This window comes from Phaeospirillum tilakii, assembly GCF_042683125.1.
Lineage (GTDB): Bacteria > Pseudomonadota > Alphaproteobacteria > Rhodospirillales > Magnetospirillaceae > Phaeospirillum > Phaeospirillum tilakii.
Genome location: NZ_JBHUIY010000002.1, coordinates 106,460 through 123,669, shown reverse-complemented (window position 1 = coordinate 123,669; position 17,210 = coordinate 106,460). Strand labels below are relative to the sequence as shown.

General features: G+C 69.1%; 16 protein-coding genes. 6 read left to right on the top strand and 10 right to left on the bottom strand.

Features of this window, described 5'->3' with window-relative positions; genetic code table 11:
- The first annotated feature begins 259 nt into the window (after positions 1-259).
- The 6 genes from ACFSNB_RS01630 (at position 260) to guaA (ending at position 6,706) form a co-directional block, all read left to right on the top strand.
- Complete coding sequence (locus ACFSNB_RS01630) at positions 260-1,192, top strand: ribose-phosphate pyrophosphokinase (protein ID WP_377313860.1); 933 nt, start codon at positions 260-262, stop codon at positions 1,190-1,192.
- 165 nt (positions 1,193-1,357) lie between these two features.
- Positions 1,358-3,367: a tetratricopeptide repeat protein gene (locus ACFSNB_RS01625; RefSeq protein ID WP_377313858.1), complete on the top strand. Its 2,010-nt coding sequence runs from the start codon at positions 1,358-1,360 to the stop codon at positions 3,365-3,367.
- A 244-nt stretch (positions 3,368-3,611) separates the two neighbouring features.
- A complete protein-coding gene (locus tag ACFSNB_RS01620; RefSeq protein WP_377313856.1) occupies positions 3,612-3,848 on the top strand; it encodes a YMGG-like glycine zipper-containing protein in 237 nt (78 codons plus the stop codon).
- A 43-nt stretch (positions 3,849-3,891) separates the two neighbouring features.
- A complete protein-coding gene (locus tag ACFSNB_RS01615) occupies positions 3,892-4,548 on the top strand; it encodes an arylesterase (protein ID WP_377313854.1) in 657 nt (218 codons plus the stop codon).
- Entirely contained in the window at positions 4,545-5,123 is a 579-nt protein-coding gene (gene thpR, locus ACFSNB_RS01610; RefSeq protein WP_377313852.1) for an RNA 2',3'-cyclic phosphodiesterase, read from the top strand. Before ACFSNB_RS01615 ends, thpR begins: the two co-directional genes overlap by 4 nt.
- A gap of 29 nt (positions 5,124-5,152) precedes the next feature.
- Positions 5,153-6,706: a glutamine-hydrolyzing GMP synthase gene (gene guaA, locus ACFSNB_RS01605; RefSeq protein ID WP_377313850.1), complete on the top strand. Its 1,554-nt coding sequence runs from the start codon at positions 5,153-5,155 to the stop codon at positions 6,704-6,706.
- Positions 6,707-6,961: 255 nt separating this feature from the next.
- Here guaA and ACFSNB_RS01600 read toward each other — a convergent pair whose 3' ends face one another.
- The 10 genes from ACFSNB_RS01600 to moaC form a co-directional block, all read right to left on the bottom strand.
- Complete coding sequence (locus ACFSNB_RS01600) at positions 6,962-7,675, bottom strand: DUF2971 domain-containing protein (RefSeq protein WP_377313848.1); 714 nt, start codon at positions 7,673-7,675, stop codon at positions 6,962-6,964.
- A gap of 896 nt (positions 7,676-8,571) precedes the next feature.
- A complete protein-coding gene (locus tag ACFSNB_RS01595; RefSeq protein WP_377313846.1) occupies positions 8,572-10,644 on the bottom strand; it encodes a methyl-accepting chemotaxis protein in 2,073 nt (690 codons plus the stop codon).
- A 415-nt stretch (positions 10,645-11,059) separates the two neighbouring features.
- Positions 11,060-11,764, bottom strand: a complete 705-nt coding sequence (locus ACFSNB_RS01590; RefSeq protein WP_377313844.1) for a nucleotidyltransferase family protein — start codon at positions 11,762-11,764, stop codon at positions 11,060-11,062.
- Positions 11,761-12,753, bottom strand: coding sequence for an aminoglycoside phosphotransferase family protein (locus ACFSNB_RS01585; protein WP_377313842.1), 993 nt, complete (start codon positions 12,751-12,753; stop codon positions 11,761-11,763). Before ACFSNB_RS01585 ends, ACFSNB_RS01590 begins: the two co-directional genes overlap by 4 nt.
- Positions 12,750-13,217: a tRNA (adenosine(37)-N6)-threonylcarbamoyltransferase complex ATPase subunit type 1 TsaE gene (gene tsaE / locus ACFSNB_RS01580; RefSeq protein WP_377313840.1), complete on the bottom strand. Its 468-nt coding sequence runs from the start codon at positions 13,215-13,217 to the stop codon at positions 12,750-12,752. The genes ACFSNB_RS01585 and tsaE overlap by 4 nt, the downstream gene beginning before the upstream one ends.
- A gap of 49 nt (positions 13,218-13,266) precedes the next feature.
- Positions 13,267-13,632, bottom strand: coding sequence for a response regulator (locus ACFSNB_RS01575; protein WP_377313838.1), 366 nt, complete (start codon positions 13,630-13,632; stop codon positions 13,267-13,269).
- Positions 13,633-13,810: 178 nt separating this feature from the next.
- Positions 13,811-14,656, bottom strand: coding sequence for an oxidoreductase (locus ACFSNB_RS01570; RefSeq protein WP_377313836.1), 846 nt, complete (start codon positions 14,654-14,656; stop codon positions 13,811-13,813).
- 108 nt (positions 14,657-14,764) lie between these two features.
- Positions 14,765-15,382 (bottom strand): metal-dependent hydrolase, encoded by a 618-nt coding sequence (locus ACFSNB_RS01565; RefSeq protein WP_377313834.1) that lies wholly within the window; start codon positions 15,380-15,382, stop codon positions 14,765-14,767.
- Between the two features lie 229 nt (positions 15,383-15,611).
- Positions 15,612-16,700 (bottom strand): molybdenum cofactor guanylyltransferase MobA, encoded by a 1,089-nt coding sequence (gene mobA / locus ACFSNB_RS01560; RefSeq protein ID WP_377313832.1) that lies wholly within the window; start codon positions 16,698-16,700, stop codon positions 15,612-15,614.
- Complete coding sequence (gene moaC / locus ACFSNB_RS01555; RefSeq protein ID WP_377313830.1) at positions 16,697-17,161, bottom strand: cyclic pyranopterin monophosphate synthase MoaC; 465 nt, start codon at positions 17,159-17,161, stop codon at positions 16,697-16,699. The genes mobA and moaC overlap by 4 nt, the downstream gene beginning before the upstream one ends.
- Positions 17,162-17,210: the final 49 nt, after the last annotated feature.

Here is a 17,210-nt window from a genome sequence, read left to right as displayed (position 1 = left end):
GGCACGGCCGTACAGGGAAGCAGGCCGCCCGGCCGGGGTCAACCGCGTTCGGCGCGACCGTCACTTTCCCGTCATTTTTGGCCAAGGCGGTTTACAGCGCCGGGAGCGGCTGATATAGGGAGCGCGGTTTTGTCGGAGCGCAGCAACGCGTCGTGCGGGCTGGCTGGGGGGCGAGGCCCCCGGTCCGGGGATGAGCCCGTCTGGTTCGGATTCCGGCGCCGCCGCCGCTCCCCACGCCCGCTCCACGGATGATCCCACCATGAAGATTCTCGCCTGTAACAGCAACCGGCCGCTCGCCGAAGCGATCGCCGAATATCTCAACATGTCCCTGACCAAGGCGGTGGTCCGCCGCTTCTCCGACATGGAGGTGTTCGTCGAGATCCATGAAAACGTCCGTGGCGAGGACGTGTTCCTGATCCAGTCGACCTGTTTCCCGGCCAACGACAATCTGATGGAACTGCTGGTGACGCTCGACGCGCTGCGGCGCGGCTCGGCGCGGCGCATCACCGCAGTGATCCCCTATTTCGGCTATGCCCGCCAGGACCGCAAGTCGAGCCCGCGCTCGCCGATCTCGGCCAAGCTGGTCGCCAACCTGATCACCACCGCCGGCGCCAACCGGGTCGTCACCCTTGATCTGCATTCCGGCCAGATCCAGGGCTTCTTCGACATTCCGCTCGACAACCTCTATGCCGCCCCGGTGTTCGTCAACGACATCCGCGCCCATTACACCGGCGACGACATCATGGTGGTGTCGCCCGACGTCGGCGGCGTGGTCCGCGCCCGCGCCATCGCCCGCCGCATCGACGCCGACCTCGCCATCATCGACAAGCGGCGCGAAAAGGCCGGCGTGTCCGAGGTGATGAACATCATCGGCGACGTGCGCGGCCGCCGCTGCATCATGGTCGATGACATCGTCGATTCGGCCGGCACCCTGTGCAACGCCGCCGAGGCGCTGATGAAGGCCGGGGCCAGCTCGGTCTCCGCCTACGTCACCCACGGCGTGCTGTCGGGCGGCGCGGTCGCCCGCGTCACCGCCTCGCCGCTGACCGAACTGGTGATCACCGATTCGATCCCCGCCACCGAGGCGGTGTCGCTGGCCCACAATATCCGCCACGTCACCATCGCCCCCCTGATGGCCGAATCGATCCAGCGCATCAGCGAGGAACGCTCGGTCTCCAGCCTGTTCGACTGAGGCATCGGAGGAGGTAAAGCGGGCGCCGCCCGCACCCGCCAGGAGGCCGAGCCTCCTGGACCTCCCTTCCCTTGCCGCCTCGGAACACCACCAATTCCGCCCTTTGTCCGTAGCCAGCCCGGAACGGTCGCCCTATGATTGCAGGCGGCCTGTGGGGGAGGAACGGTGCAACGGCAAACGTGGCTGGACTGGCTGGTCCTCGGCCTTAATGCCGCCTATGACGCGATCCGGGAGCGTACTCCCGAGACTCTGCGGCCGCTGTTCGACCCGATTCCCAATTGGGTGGTGCTGGCCGGGGCGTTGATTGGTCTGCTGGTCTGGAAGCATCGGTCGATCAGAACCGCCTATCTCTGGCTGTTCGATCGTCGGAAATTCATGGGGGAGCAGCCGGCCACCCAGGCCGATTTCGACAAGATCCTCGCTGAACTTAAACGACAGCGCGATCCCGCCGCACCGCCCCTCTCGGCCGAAACCGAACAACGGCGCAACGAGGCGGCCCGCGCCATCGTCACCGACGCCACCCCCGCCAACCTTCGCGCGGTGCGACAGATCGAAGCCGGCGATCTGACCGGTGCCGTCGTCACCCTCAAGGACGCCGCCCGCGCCGAAACCGAGGCCGCCGCCGACAAATGGCGCCAGATCGGCGATCTGCTGCGCGGGATCAACACCGCCGAGGCCCGCAATGCCTACCAACAGGCATTCCACCTGCAGCCAGACGACACCTGGACCGCGATCATCCTGGCGGAATTGTGCGACGAGGCGGGCGATCTGACCGCCGCCCTCGCCGCCGCCAATGCCGCAATACATACCGCAACATCCGACCGCGGCCGGATGGTCATCAACAACACCCTGGGAGACCTAAAACAGCAATCCGGCGATCTGGACGCCGCCCGGCGCCAGTTCGAGGCCGGTCTGGCGATCAGCGAGCGCCTCGCCCGCGACAATCCCTCCAGCACACAGGCCCAACGCGATCTCTCTGTCAGCCACAACAAACTCGGCGAAATCGCCCAACAGGCCGGCGACCTCGACGCCGCCCAACGCCAGTTCGAGGCCGACCTCGCGATCAGCGAGCGCCTCGCCCGCGAGAATCCCACCAGCACACAAGCCCAACGCGACCTCTCGGTCAGCCATGAGAAACTCGGCGACGTCGCCCGGGAAGCCGGCGATCTCGACGCCGCCCGACGCCAGTTCGAGGCCGCCCTCGCGATCCGCGAGCGCCTCGCCCACGACAATCCCGCCAGCGCCGAGGCCCAACGTGACCTCTCAGTCAGCCACAATAAACTCGGCACCATCGCCCAAGAGGCCGGCGATCTCAACGCCGCCCGGCGCCAGTTCGAGGCCGCTCGCGCAATTCGCGAGCGCCTCGCCCACGGCAATCCGACCAGCGCACAGGCCCAACGCGACCTATCGATCAGCCACGAGAGACTCGGCGGCATCGCCAGCGAGACCGGCGATCCCGACGCCGCCCGGCGCCAGTTCGAGGCCGCTCTCGCGATCCGCGAACGCCTCGCTCGCAACAATCCCACCAGCGCCCAAGCCCAATGCGACCTCTCGATCAGCCACAACAAACTCGGCACCATCGCCCAAGAGGCCGGCGATCTCGACGCCGCCCGGCGCCAGTTCGAGGCCGCTCTCGCGATCAGCGAACGCCTTGCCCGCGACAATCCCACCAGCGCACAGGCCCAACGCGACCTCTCGGTCAGCTTCAGCAAACTCGGCGACATCGCCCGAAAAATCGGCGATCTCGACACCGCCCGACACCAGTTCGAGACCGTTCTCGCGATCAGCGAACGTCTCGCCCGCGACAATCCCACCAGCGTACAGACCCAACGCGACCTCTCGATCAGCCACAACAAACTCGGCACCATCGCCCAAGAGGCCGGCGATCTCGACACCGCCCGACTCCAGTTCGAGGCCGACCTCGCGATCAGCCAGCGCCTCGCCCGCGACAACCCCGCCATCGCACAGGCCCAACGCGACCTCTCGGTCAGTTACGAACGGCTGGGCGATCTGGCCGAGCGAGCGGGGCGGCGGGTGGAAGCGATCCGGCGTTATCGGCAAAGCCTGCCGCTGGCCCGCGCCCTGGCGGAGCAACACCCCGACCACCCAGGATTCCGGCGCGATCTCAGCGAGACCGAACGCCGCCTTGCCGAGCTGGAACGCACCGCACGATAAAAGCGGGGGGATCCAAGGGCCTGTGGCCCTTGGCGGGTCCGGGCGGAGCCCGGGTCACCGCCGCGAGGCGGACTCTTTCTGCCGCAATTCGGCCAGAATGGGCGATTAGCCTCGCCCGTGATAGAGGGTTGCCAGAACGGCATTAGGTGATCACAGTCACAGCCTGCGGCCTGGGCATTGCCTAGCCTGGGGCCTTGATCCGGCCGGGCCGGGTTTTCCCCTCCCGATCGCAAGAGGAACGACGATGAGACCCATTACCTTGATTGCCGCCCTTTCCCTGGTTCTGATCGGCGCCACCGGCTGCTCCGACATGCGGCCGTGGCAGCAGCGCACCTTGTCGGGCGCGGCGATCGGCGCCGCCGCCGGTGCCGGCATCGGCTATCTCGCCGGCGGGCCGCTGGTCGGTGCCGCGGTCGGCGGCGTCACCGGCGCCGCGATCGGCGGCTTGACCAGCCCGGAAATGTCGGCCCACCGCCAGTAATGCGCCGACAGAAACCCCGCTCCACCGCCGACACGGTGGGGCGATGACCTCCCGCCGCGTCCTGCTGGGCGCGGGCTTGGCCGGTCTGGCCCTCACCGCCCTGCCCGGGCGCGGGGGCGCCGCCGCGCCGTTGCGGCTGGCCGCGCTGGGGGATTCGCTGACCGCCGGCTACGGCCTGCCGGCGGCGGCGGCCTTTCCCGCCCGGCTGGAGGCGGCGTTGCGGGCTGAGGGCCGCGCGGTGCAGATCAGCAACGCCGGGGTGTCGGGCGACACCAGCGCCGATGGGCTGGCCCGGCTCGACTGGGTGCTGTCGGAGCGGCCGCAGCGGGCGATCGTCGAACTGGGCGCCAACGACGCCCTGCGCGGGCTTGATCCCAAGCTGACCGAAGCCAACCTCGCCACCATCCTGACCCGGCTGGCCGAGGCGGGGATTCCCACCCTGCTGGCGGGGATGCTGGCGCCGCCCAATTACGGCCGCGCCTATGAATCCGCCTTCAACGCGCTCTATGCCCGCCTCGCTCAGGCCCACAAGGTGGTGCTGTACCCGTTCTTCCTCGACGGGGTCGCCGGCCATCCCGAGCTGAACCAGCCGGACGGGCTGCATCCGACCGCCCAGGGGGTCGAGACCATCGTCGCCCGCATCCTGCCGGCGGTGCGAACCCTGCTCGACCATCCACCGGTCCCGGCCCGCGCCGGATGATCCGGCTGTTCGTCGGGCTCGACCTGCCGGGCGATCTGGCCGAACGGCTGGCCGGGCTGACCGCCGGACTGCCGGGGGCGCGGCGGATCGAACCGGAAAACCTGCATCTGACCCTGCGCTTCGTCGGCGAGATCGACGAGGCCACCGCCGCCGACCTCGACCTCGCCCTGACCCGGGTCGAGGCGGCACCGTTCACCCTGACCCTGACCGAACTCGGCCTGTTCGGCGACCGCCACCGCGCCCGCACCCTGTGGCGCGGGGTCGAAGCCAGCCCGCCGCTGCGCCGGTTGGCCGGACGGATCGAGGCGGCGGCGACCCGGGTCGGGCTGGCGGCCGAGACCCGGCGCTTTACCCCGCACATCACCCTGGCCCGGCTCGACTCGGTCCGGCCGGAGCGGCTGCAACGGGCCTTGGCGGTGCCGCCACCACCCGAGACGCTGGCGGTCGAGGCCTTCACCCTGTTCCAGAGTCACCTGTCGCCGCACGGCGCCCAGTATGAACGGCTGGTCAGCTATCCGCTGACGGCGGCCGGATCGGTGCCGGGCGGCTTGTCCGGCGGCGGGGCGTTCGAGTAAAGTCGCGCCCCGTACCGTCCGGAGGAATCATGTCCGACCGCATCCTGATCGTCGATTTCGGCTCGCAGGTGACCCAGTTGATCGCGCGCCGGGTCCGCGAATCCGGTGTCTATTGCGAAATCCACCCGTTCAATCGCGTCACGGTCGAATCGATCCGCGCCTTCGCCCCGAAGGGGGTGATCCTGTCGGGTGGTCCGGCCTCGGTGACCGAGGCCGGCTCGCCGCGCGCGCCCGAGGGGCTGTTCAGCCTCGGCCTGCCGGTGCTCGGCATCTGTTATGGCCAGCAGACGATGTGCGCCCAGCTGGGCGGCACGGTCGAGCCGGGCCATGACCGCGAATTCGGCCGCGCCGTGGTGACCCAGCTCGCCCCCTGCACCCTGTTCGACGGGATCAGTTCCGACAACGGCGCGCTGGAAGTGTGGATGAGCCACGGCGACCGCGTCACCGCCCTGCCGCCCGGCTTCCGGGTGGTCGGCGCGTCGGAGGGCGCGCCGTTCGCGGCGATCGCCGACGACGCCCGCCATTTCTACGGCGTGCAGTTCCACCCCGAGGTGGTGCACACCCCGCGCGGGCGGGAATTGCTGGCCAACTTCACCCATCGCATCTGCGGCTGCGGCGGCGATTGGACGATGAAGGCGTTCCGCGCCCACGAGATCGAACGGATTCGCGCCCAGGTCGGTAGCGGCCGGGTGATCTGCGGCCTGTCGGGCGGGGTGGATTCCTCGGTGGTGGCGGCGCTGCTGCACGAGGCGATCGGCGAGCAGTTGGTCTGCGTGTTCGTCGATACCGGCCTGCTGCGGGCGGGCGAGGCGGATCAGGTGGTGGCGCTGTTCCGCGACCGCTTCAACATCAAGCTGGTGCACAAGGACGCTTCCGCGCTGTTCCTGTCGAAGCTGGCCGGGGAAACCGACCCGGAGAAGAAGCGCAAGATCATCGGCGCCACCTTCATCGACGTGTTCGAGGCCGAGGCCCGCGCCGTCGGCGGGGCGGAATTCCTGGCCCAGGGCACGCTGTACCCCGACGTGATCGAATCGGTCAGCTTCACCGGCGGCCCGTCGGTGACGATCAAGAGCCACCACAATGTCGGCGGCCTGCCCGAGCGGATGAACATGAAGCTGGTCGAGCCGCTGCGCGAATTGTTCAAGGACGAGGTGCGGGTGCTCGGGCGCGAACTGGGCCTGCCCGACGAGATGGTCGGCCGCCACCCCTTCCCCGGCCCGGGCCTTGCGATCCGCATCCCCGGCCAGGAACTGACCCGCGAGCGGCTGGACATCCTGCGCGCGGCCGACGCGATCTATCTCGACGAGATCCGCAAGGCCGGCCTCTACGACGTGATCTGGCAGGCGTTCTGCGTGCTGCTGCCGGTGCGGACGGTGGGGGTGATGGGGGATTCCCGCTCCTACGACTACGCCTGCGCGCTGCGGGCGGTGACCAGCACCGACGGGATGACCGCCGATTTCTACCCGTTCGACATGGCCTTCCTCGGCCGGGTGGCGAACCGGATCATCAACGAGGTCAAGGGCATCAACCGCGTGACCTACGACGTGACCAGCAAGCCGCCGGGGACGATCGAGTGGGAATGAGTTTTCAAGGGGTTAGGTGAAAGCCTAACCCCTTGAGCCGCTCCTCCGGGACGCGGGAGACCGGACCATCAGGACCGACTGTGGGGACCCCTGTGCATCAGGAGGTCCCGATGGGGGTTCACAAGCGTTCTGGATCAAGCACTTGGCAGTGCGCGTTCGTGATGGACGGCGAACGGGTCCGTGCAACCACCGGCACCGGGCATCGACGTGCCGCCGAGATTGAAATGCTGGGCCTAACGGTAGTTTACGCGCCAACTAAACAGAGGTCACCCTCACATGACCACGGTCGAACAAAGCGACTTTGACCTTGATGGTAGAATCGATAACGGACAGGTCAGCTGCAAGAGCAGTTACCTCTTCACCCGTGACATTCCAGCCGCAGATAACGCCTGTAACAGTAGAAGGGTGAATTGATCGCAGATGTATCTTTCCATCCTCACTGAGCAAGCAAGCTGAAAGGGCACTTACCACTCGCCACTCTCGCTCATAACTCCAGTCCCGAAATTTGCAAAAAAAGAGATTGTCTTGAGTGCAGGGATCATGAGTCATTCCCACAATATCTTCTACGTAGTTCACTGGCTTTAGGACGTTCAGACTGCCAGTAGGATCGTTCTGAAATTCGCGATCAAGGCCCTCAAATTGGACGACGTAACCTTTTGCCTGCGCTCCGTAGTGTGCCCACATTGGAAGAGAGTCAAATCTCTCGGTCAGAGACAGTACTCCGACCCGGGATCGTATGAGCGAGATTGTTCTTAATAACTGTTTCTCCATAAAATCAAGATCGTCATAGACCGGCAACGCCAGAGTTCGATTTGCTTGTTCAATAGTTTTTGGACGAGATATGATACGCGTTTCCGGCGAAAGCAAACGAAGCACGGCTTCCTGACAACCTAACCATTCAAATTGCTCTGCCGTATAACCATTCTCTCGTACAGCAACGAGTGACGAGCCCACCGCTTCTCTATTCATGTACGGGACAAGTTATGATGGATCATTTAATTCAGATATCCTTGTGAATTTTATTGATCCGCGGGCTATGGCTCGGACTGCCGCTTGGCTGCCTACGAACTTATAAAGCTTCATTATTAAGCTCCTCCACACGGTTCTGTTCTCGGGAGATCATTTACGACACCACCGTAGTTTTATACCGTGTCGGTGGCACGGCGCGGTCAGTGCAGGAGAAATGGACCGAGCGATGTCGGTCGTCCCTAAAACCGCGGAATTTCTCGAACGGCCAAAATCCCCCTTGAAATCAAGAGCTATGCCCATCTGACGGTTCGAGCGAACGGCAGTTTGTATAAGAACCAGAATTCTCTAATTATAATCAATTAATCGCTTGGCAAAGAAGAGGAAATTTGAATGGGAGTGATGAGTAAAGCGGCGACAATGGGCGCCGGACCAACATTCGCAGCCTCATCGAGAGCCACACACGAATTGTGAAGACCGGCACACCTGCCGAGGCGCGGGAAGATCTTGAGCGGGAAAGCCGATTCCGCAATGGCGGTATTTTTCAAGAGGTCGGCCCGCGCGGCGCCGGCATGGGCCGCGACACCGATACCGCCCGCCGCCTCTCCGCATCTGGCGACCGTTGGAAGCCAGTCTCCCAAGGCTCTGACCTCTGACACGGAAATAACGTTTGAGCCTGTCTGCCGCCTATGTGCTCGGGTATCACGGTTGCCCGAGGGAAATTGGAGAAAAGGCCGTCGGTGGGCAGAGAGCGGTTCGCAATTCAGCCTGCATCACGGGAATCTTCATCCCGAGGTGACGACCTCATACCGTCCATAACCCGCCCCCCTAAAAACAGCGGAGGCCCGGAGGCGCCGCCTCCGGGCGGGGTGCGGGGCGGCAGCCCCGCTTCTGCCCCCCTACCCCACCCGCAGGGTATCGAGGAACCGCCCGACCTCGCCGCGCAGTTGGTCGGAATTGCGGGCCAGCGCGCTGGAGGCGGTCAGCACCTGCTCGGCGGCGGTGCCGGTTTCGCCGGCCTGACGGTCGATCGCGGCGATATCCGCCGATACTTCCTGGGTGCCGCGCGCCACCTCCTGGACATTGCGGGCGATCTCGCCGGTGGCGGCGCCCTGCTGCTCGACCGCCGCCGCGATGCTGGCGGAGATGTGCCGCACCTCGTCGATCACCGCGCGGATGCCGCCGATCGCCTCGACCGCGCGGCGGGTTTCCTCCTGCACGGTGGCGATCTGGCCGGAGATCTCGTCGGTGGCCCGCGCGGTCTGGTTGGCGAGGCTTTTGACCTCGCCCGCCACCACCGCGAAGCCCTTGCCGGCATCGCCGGCCCGCGCCGCCTCGATGGTGGCGTTCAAGGCCAGCAGGTTGGTCTGGGCCGCGATATCGGTGATCAGCCCGATCACGTCGCCGATCCTGCCCGCCGAGCGGGCCAGCCCCTCGACCATCGCGTTGGTGCCGTGGGCCTGTTCGGCGGCGGCGGCGGAGATCCGCGCCGCCTCGCTGACCTGCCGGTTGATCTCGCCGATCGAGGCCGACAGTTCCTCGGTGGCGGTGGCCACCGTCTGGACGTTGGCGGAAGTCTGGCGCGACGAGGCGGCGACGCCCGAGGCGAGGGTCGAGCTGCGCTGCGCCCCGGCGCGCATGTCGCGGGCGATGTCCTGCATGCCGGCGGCCTGGGCCGAGACCCCCTCGACCATCTCCAGCATCGCCGCCTCGAAATGGTCAGCCACCGCCAGCGCGGCCTCGCGCCGCTGGGCGGCGGCGCGCGCCTCGCCCTCGGCGCGGTCGGCCTCCAACCCGCGCATCCGCAGGGCATTGTCCTTGAACACCCGGACCGCCTCGGCCATCTGGCCGATCTCGTCGTGGCGGCCGCTGCCGGGGATCTCGACCGCCAGATCACCGGCGGCGAGCCGCTCCATCGTCGCGGTCATCCGCCGGATCGGCCGCGACAGCGAGGCGCCGACCCAGGCCCCCACCCCGCAGATCAGCAGCATGATCGCCACCGCCGACAGTACCAGGGTATCGCGGGTCTGGCTGGCGGTGGCGACGATGGTGGCGTAGGGAACGCTGACGGCGAAGCCCCAGGTTTCGGGCGCCGCGCCGAAGCGCACCGGCACCATCAGCGCCACCATCCGCGCCCCGCTGACCGGGTCGAGATACTCGGTTTCGGCCGGCTGACCGGCGGCGACCCGGCGCAGCAGGTCCTTGGCCCAGGCATCGGCCGCCGGCTTGCCGAGGCGGGCCGAATCGGGATGGCCGACCCACTGCCCGTCCGAGGAGATCAGGCTGGCGAATCCGGTCCCCATCGGCCGCAGCGCCCCGAGCCGGGCCTGAAGGTCGGTCAGGCTGAGATCGGCGGTGATCACCCCCCGGGGGACACCGGCCACCGTCACCGGGGCGACCACGGTGGTCATCAGCACCGTCTTCTTGTCGACCTCGTAGGGATAAGGCGGGGTGATCGCCTCGCGTCGTTCGGCGATCGGGCGGTAATACCAGTCCTGTTCGGCGGGATCGCCGGTCAGCGGGGTCGGCTCGGCCGTCACCTGCCCATTGGAGCGGAAGACGTACAGCAGCGCCCGCCCGTCCTTGTCGCCGAGGGGGCCGCCGGCGTGGCGGGCCTCCTGGCCGTCGGCGCCGGGCTCGAGGCCGAGATAGATCCCGGTGATCGCCGGGGTCCGCTCCAGCGTCGCCTTCAGCGCCAGGACGGTGGCGGCGCGGTCGAAGCTGCCGCCGGCCAGGGCGCTGCCGATCCAGACGGCATTGGCCCGGGTGGCGGTCAGCGCCGATTCGATGGCGCGGGTGGTGGTTTCGGCCTCGCGGACCGCCTCGACCCGGATCAGATCGCGCGCAAATCGCTCGTCGGCATGAAACTGATAGTATGAAATAAACGCCGCCAGGGCGCCAAGACTGAGCAGCGCCACCGCCAACAGAGGAATAACAATCTTAGCGCGGATCGACAGAGCACGAACGTTCATTACCGCCTCGCGTCACGATATGGCGCCGGCCTGACTCCGTAAGCGCCGGCAATGACCTGACGACAGCGTCGTTTGATGCAAACGATACCACGGATCATCTTATCACGTCCGTCGGAGTGCCCAGGATGAAAGATCGGAGTCCGCCGGAAAGGCGGTGCGCCGCTACCCCCAAAGGAGGGGGGACGGGATCGAAATCGCGCGCGGATCATCCCTTGCGATGATCCGGCCTACCCTTCTGCACAGATGAAATCGGACGGGGCCTTGCCGCATTGTCGGGCGGTGGCGGGACACCTTCCCCCGCCCACCGGCCGCGGATTGCCCCCCTGACAGATCCACGGCCTTCCGCCGGACGACAGGCCGCCCCACACGCACTCCCCCCCGCGTGTGGGGCACTGTCGTTTGGGGCGGACGCGCCTCAGCCGCGCAGCCGGGCCTCGACCTCGGGCAGGGCCTCGGGGGTGCCGACATGAAACCAGTCGCCGTCATGGACGACCGCGCCCAGCCGCCCAGCCGCCAGGGCGCGGTCATAGAGCAGGTTGAGCGAGAACCGCCCCGCCGGCGCATCGGCGAACAGGCGGGGATGGAGGATCTGCACCCCGGTGAACAGATAGGGCGCCGATTCCGCCGTGCCGCGCCGGACCGGGATCCCGTCGGCGCCGAGGAAGAAGTCGCCCACCCCGTCATAGCCGACCGCCCGCGCCACCGGATGGAGCAGCAGCAGCGCGTCCAGCGTCGCGTCGTCCCAGGCGGCGCGCAGCCGCTCCAGCGCCGGCACCGCCCCGTCGCGCCACAGGATGTCGGCATTGACGACGTAGAACGCCTGATCGCCCAGCCGGGGCAGCGCGCGGGCGACGCCGCCGCCGGTTTCCAGCAATTCGTCCTCGGGCGACAGGGTGATGCCGGCCCGGCCGGCGAGATGGGCGGCGATCTGCGCGCCCAGCCAGTGGCAATTGACCACGATCTCGCCCACCCCGGCGGCGGCGAGGGCGTCGAGGGCGCGGTCGAGCATGCTGCGCCCGGCCACCTCGACCAGCGGCTTGGGCCGGGTCAGGGTGATCGGCCGCATCCGAAGCCCGAGCCCGGCGGCCAGCACCATCGCATGCGACGGCGCGGCGCTCATGGCGCCGGCACCCCACGGGTGGCGGGCGGGATCTCGCGCTCGAACCAGCCGGCCAGCGAGACCAGGGCGGGATGGGCCAGCGCCCGTTCCAGCAGGCGCCACACCCGGGGAATGTGGACCAGATAGCCGGGCTTGCCGTCGCGCCGGGCGAGGCGGGTGAAGATGCCGATCACCTTGGCGTGGCGCTGGGCCGCCATCACCGCCCACGAGGCGTCGAACACCACCCGGTCGAGCCCGACCCGGTCGAGCCAGCGCTGCTTCATCCGCTCGACCAGCAGCGGGTCGATGTCGCGGCGGGCATCCTCCAGCAGCGACATCAGGTCATAGGTGGCGGGGCCGGCCACCGCATCCTGGAAATCGAGCAGGCCGCAGCCGGCGAGGCCGGGCCGGTCGAGCCGCATCAGGTTATCGACGTGGAAGTCGCGCAGCACCAGGGTGGCCGGCGCCAGCCGGGCCAGCGGGAACAGGGTCCGCCACAGCCGGTGGTAATCCGCGCGCGCGGCGGCGGAGAGGTCGCGCCCGGCCACCGCCGGCAGATACCATTCGGTCAGCAGGCCGGCCTCGGTCAGCAGCTTTTCATCATCATAGGGGGCGAGACCGGGCGGGATCGCGTCGGGGCGGGTGGCGATCTCGGCCAGCACATCGGTGGCCAGGGCGTAGAGCCCGGCCTCGTCGGCCCCGGCGGCGAGACAGCGGGTATAGGTGTCGTCGCCGAGATCCTCCAGCAGCAGCAGGCCGTTGGCCTCGTCCACCGCCAGCAGGCGCGGCGCCGACAGGCCAAGCCCGACCAGATGGCGGGCCAGGGCGACGAACGGGCGGACGTCCTCCCGCGGCGGCGGCGCGTCCATCAGCACCGCGCGCTCGGCCCCCCGGCTCAGCCGGTGGTAATGGCGGAAGCTGGCATCGGCGGCGAGGGGCCGGATCTCGGCCTCGCCCCAGCCATGGGCGGCCAGGAAGGGACGGATCAGGGCGGCGCGGGCGGGGGTCACGAAATCAGGTCTCCGAGTCGGTCGGCCCAGGCGGGCGACGGGGTCAACAGGGCGCGGCGGGCGCCATCGGGCCCGCCCTCCGCCAGGGTCAGGTCGAGCCGGGCGGCCGGCAGCAGCCCGCCCAGCCGGTCGGGCCATTCGATCAGGCTGATGCCGTCGGCGAAGGCGTCGTCGATGTCGAGTTCGACCGCGTCGTCGGGGGCGTCGAGCCGGTAGAGGTCGAAATGCCACACCCGGCCGGCCGCGGTGTCATAGACCTGGACCAGGGTGAAGGTCGGGCTCGGCACCTCCTCGTCGGGACCGGTCAGGGCGCGGACGAAGGCGCGGGCCAGGGTGGTCTTGCCGGCCCCCAGCCCGCCGCGCAGGGCGATCACGTCGCCGGGGCGGGCGCGGGCCGCCAGCGCCCGGCCGAGCCGGCAGGTGGCGGCTTCGTCGGGCAGGGATACGGTGAGGGGGAGGCTCATCCGGCGCTCCGGTCAGGCCCCGGCGGCGCGGCGCGGCGCCAGCGGCCGGTCAGTCGAGGAAACGGGCGACGGTCTGGAGGAAATTGGCGACCGAGATCGGCTTGGCGATATAGCCCTCACAGCCGCCCTCGCGGATCTTCTCCTCGTCGCCCTTCATCGCGAAGGCGGTGACGGCGATCACCGGAATGGCGCGCAGGTCGCTGTCTTCCTTGAGGATCCGGGTGATTTCGAGCCCGGAGATCTCCGGCAGCTGGATGTCCATCAGGATCAGGTCGGGATGGTGGGCCCGGGCGATGTCGACCGCCTCGCGCCCGTCCTTGGTCTGCAACGTCTGGTAGCCATTGGCCTGAAGCAGATCGTTGAACAACTTCATATTGAGGTCGTTGTCTTCAACGATCAGCACTGTCTTCGCCATAATACCGCCTGCCCCGACGCTTCTTTCGCCTGCCGGCGCGCCACAGGGGATCGGCCGGCACGGCCTTTCGGCCGTGCGGGCCATCATCGCGTTTTCGGCGAAGGGAGTCAAACGGCGGTCGCGCGGAACAACCGAACACTTTGCCGCCGCCGCCGCCGACAACCTTCCGGGCAGGACATCACGCGCCGTCGTCGGGAAAATCGGCCCCGAGCGACACCGCCCGCCACGTTTCGAGATCACGCGACAGATCGCGGATCTTGGCCTCGGCGGTGGCGACCGCCTGACGGCCGAGCAGCAGATGCAGCGGCGGCTCGGCCGCCTCGACCGCCTGGATGATCGCGGCGGCGGCACGGACAGGATCGCCCGGCTGGCTGCCGCTGTAGCCCTGGATGGTGGCGCGGCGGGCCCCGGCGGTGTCGGCGTAATCCGCGATCGCCACCCGGGGGGTGCGCAGCGACCGGCCGGCCCATTCGGTGCGGAACGGACCGGGCTCGACCAGCGTCACCTTGATCCCGAGCGGAGCGGTCTCGCGCGCCAGCGCCTCGCACAGGCCCTCGACCGCGAACTTGCTGGCGTTGTAGTAGCCGATGCCGGGAAAGCCGGCCAGCCCGGCCATCGAGGACAGGGTCAGGATGTGGCCGCGCCGCCGCGCCCGCATCCCCGGCAGCACCGCCTTGGTGACGGCGGCCACCCCGAAGACATTGGTCTCGAACAGGTCGCGCACCGCCTCGTCCTCGCCTTCCTCGATCGCGGCGAGATAGCCGTAGCCGGCATTGTTGACCAGCACGTCGATCCGGCCGAAACGGGCCTCGGCCAGCCCCACCGCCTGGGCGATCTCGTCGGGGCGGGTGACGTCGAGCCGCGCCACCAGCGCGGCGGGATCGGTGGTGAATTCGGCCAGACTGGCCGGGTTGCGCGCGGTGGCGACGACGCGGTGGCCATGGGCCAGCACCGCGCGGGCCAGTTCGCGGCCCAGGCCGGCCGAGCAGCCGGTGATCAGCCAGACGGGAGAAGCTTCGGTCATCGCGGGTCCCTCCTTGGCCAGAGGCGCGGCCCGGACGGGCGGCGCCGGCGGCCTCAGCCTAGCCCCCGGGCCGGGCCGCTGTCACCCCCCCGGGGCGGAACCGGACGGCTACAGCACCAGCGGCGCGGCGGCGACGACGAGGCTGAGCGTCACCGCCACCGTCTCGGCCGGGCCGCCGGTGGTGACCAGACGCGGCCCGACATTGCGGCTGACCCACGGCCACAGCAGCGGCACGCCATAGCGGGTGCAGGAATCGAGCAGCAGATGCGAGCCGTAGCCGGCGGCGAAGGCGATGCCGAGATCGAGCGCGCCATCGACCCACAATTGGCCGGTGCGCAGCCACGAGGCCAGCACGATCGTTGCCACCGTGCCGCCCAGCAGCGGCCACAGCGAATGGGTCCACGGGCTGCGGTGGCCGCCCAGCATCGCCGCGGCGTAATAGGCCAGCACCGCCAGCGGCACGGTCAGCCGCGCCAGCGGCAGCGCCGGCCCCATCACCACGATCGCCCCGATCATGCCGAGGCTGAGCAGCAGCATCACCGTCTTGAGGCCGCTGCCGATGGTCGAGCCGCAATGGTCGAAATCGGGCAGCAGCGCCGCCCCCACCCCGACGGCGTAATAGAGCGGCAGACCGGCGGGGTCGAACGGGTGACCGGTATGTTTTCCTATAACCACCGCGACCGAGACCGAGGCCAGTCCCGCCGCCATGTGCGCCAGCGCTTTCAAGGAATTTCGTCCGAGGAGGAAAAGGGGGGCTGCTGGTAGCACGGTGAACACCTGATATCAAGCGCGATCCCCCGCCCCCCTACGGCTTGGCCTGAAAGCTATTGGGCTTTCGCCCAAACCCAACCGGGGCGATGCCCCGGACCCCCTTCATTTTCGAAAACAAAGGGGGTTCGGGGCATCGCCCCGAGCGGGCGCGGGCGGCAGCCCGCTTGGCGAAAGCCAAAGGCGCTCAACCTTCCAGCCAGCCGGCCACCACCGCCGGATCGGCCGGCAGCAGGGTACACAGGCCGCCGGTGAAGGCCAGCCACGCCGCCACCCGGTCGAGGGTGACGGTGGTCAGCAGGCGCTGCCCGCCGGCCATCGCCGCCATCATCTCGTCGGCGAGGCCGGAGCGTTCGGCTTCGAGCGGACCGAACTTGTTGACCACCACCAGATCGTCGCCGCGCGCGACGGCGCGGCGCACCACCCGGCAGGCCTCGGCCACCGCGCCGCCATCGACCGCGCAGGCGTCGCTCCGCCCCAGCTTCTGCATGATCGGCAGCCGTTCGCCGTCATCGAGCGCGACCAGCACCGCCTCGCCGCGCCGCCCCTGCTGGAGCAGCCCGCCGACGCGCAGGCCACGAGCCCGGGCCAGCGCCACCGCGTCCGCCAGCAGGTCCTGGGCGGTGGCGCCGGCCGGAAGCAGGATCGCCGCCGGCCAAGACGGCGGGGCGGCGGCCCAGGCCTCGGCGGCGGCGAGGCCGGCCGGGTCGTTGACGTTGAGGAAGGGATCGTCCGGCCAGTCCACCACCGCCGCGCCACAACGCTCGACCCAGGCCATCGCCCGGCGCTCGCCGCTCTCGGCCAGGAAACGGCGCAGGGCGTCGCGCCGCCCGACCGGCCACAGCCCGATCACCGGATGGATCCGCCCGGCCGAGGCGGCCACCGCCGCCCCGCCGCCGGCCCCGGCCGCCAGCCGCAGCGCCAGATCGCGCGGCGGAAACGGCAGGTCGCACGGCACGGTCAGCAGCCGGGTCAGCCCCCGCCCCGCCGCCCAATCGAGCCCGGCCAGCAATCCGGCCAGCGGCCCGGCGGTCCCGGGCGGGTCGGGCAGCACGACGAGGCCGGTGTCGGCGAAACGCTCGGCCGGGCCGTTGGCGTTGAGGGCCAGTTCCGCCACCTGGGGCGCCAGCACGGCCATCTGGCGGTCGAGGATGCTGCGCCCGGCCACCATCCGCCGCCCCTTGTCGCCGCCGCCGAAGCGGCGGGCGCCGCCGCCGGCCAGGATCACCCCGCCCAGGCCGGCCGGACGCGGGCCGATCAGTTCGGGCGGGATCATCGCCCGCTCTTGCCGCCGCTTTTGGCAACCAGCCGGATCGCCTCGATCTCCATCGCCGGATCGACCGCCTTGCACATGTCGTAAAGGGTCAGCGCCGCCACCGACACCGCCGTCAGCGCCTCCATTTCGACCCCGGTCGGGCCGGTCACCCCGCAGGTGGCGGTGATCTCGACCACCGAGGCGGCCGGATCGCAGGCGAGATCGACCCGCACGCTGGTCAAGGGCAGCGGATGGCACAGCGGGATCAGCTCGGCGGTGCGCTTGGCCGCCATGATCCCGGCGAGGCGGGCCACCCCCAGCACGTCACCCTTGGCCAGCCCGCCGGCATCGATCAGGGCCAGGGTGGCCGGCGCCATCCGCACCCGGCCGGTGGCGGTGGCCGCGCGCCGGGTCGCCGGCTTGGCGCCGACATCGACCATCACCGCCGCGCCGGTCGGGTCGAAATGAGTCAAATCGGACATCACGGCCTCCTGTTTCGCGGGCTCCGCCCGCACCAATGGGATCCAAGGG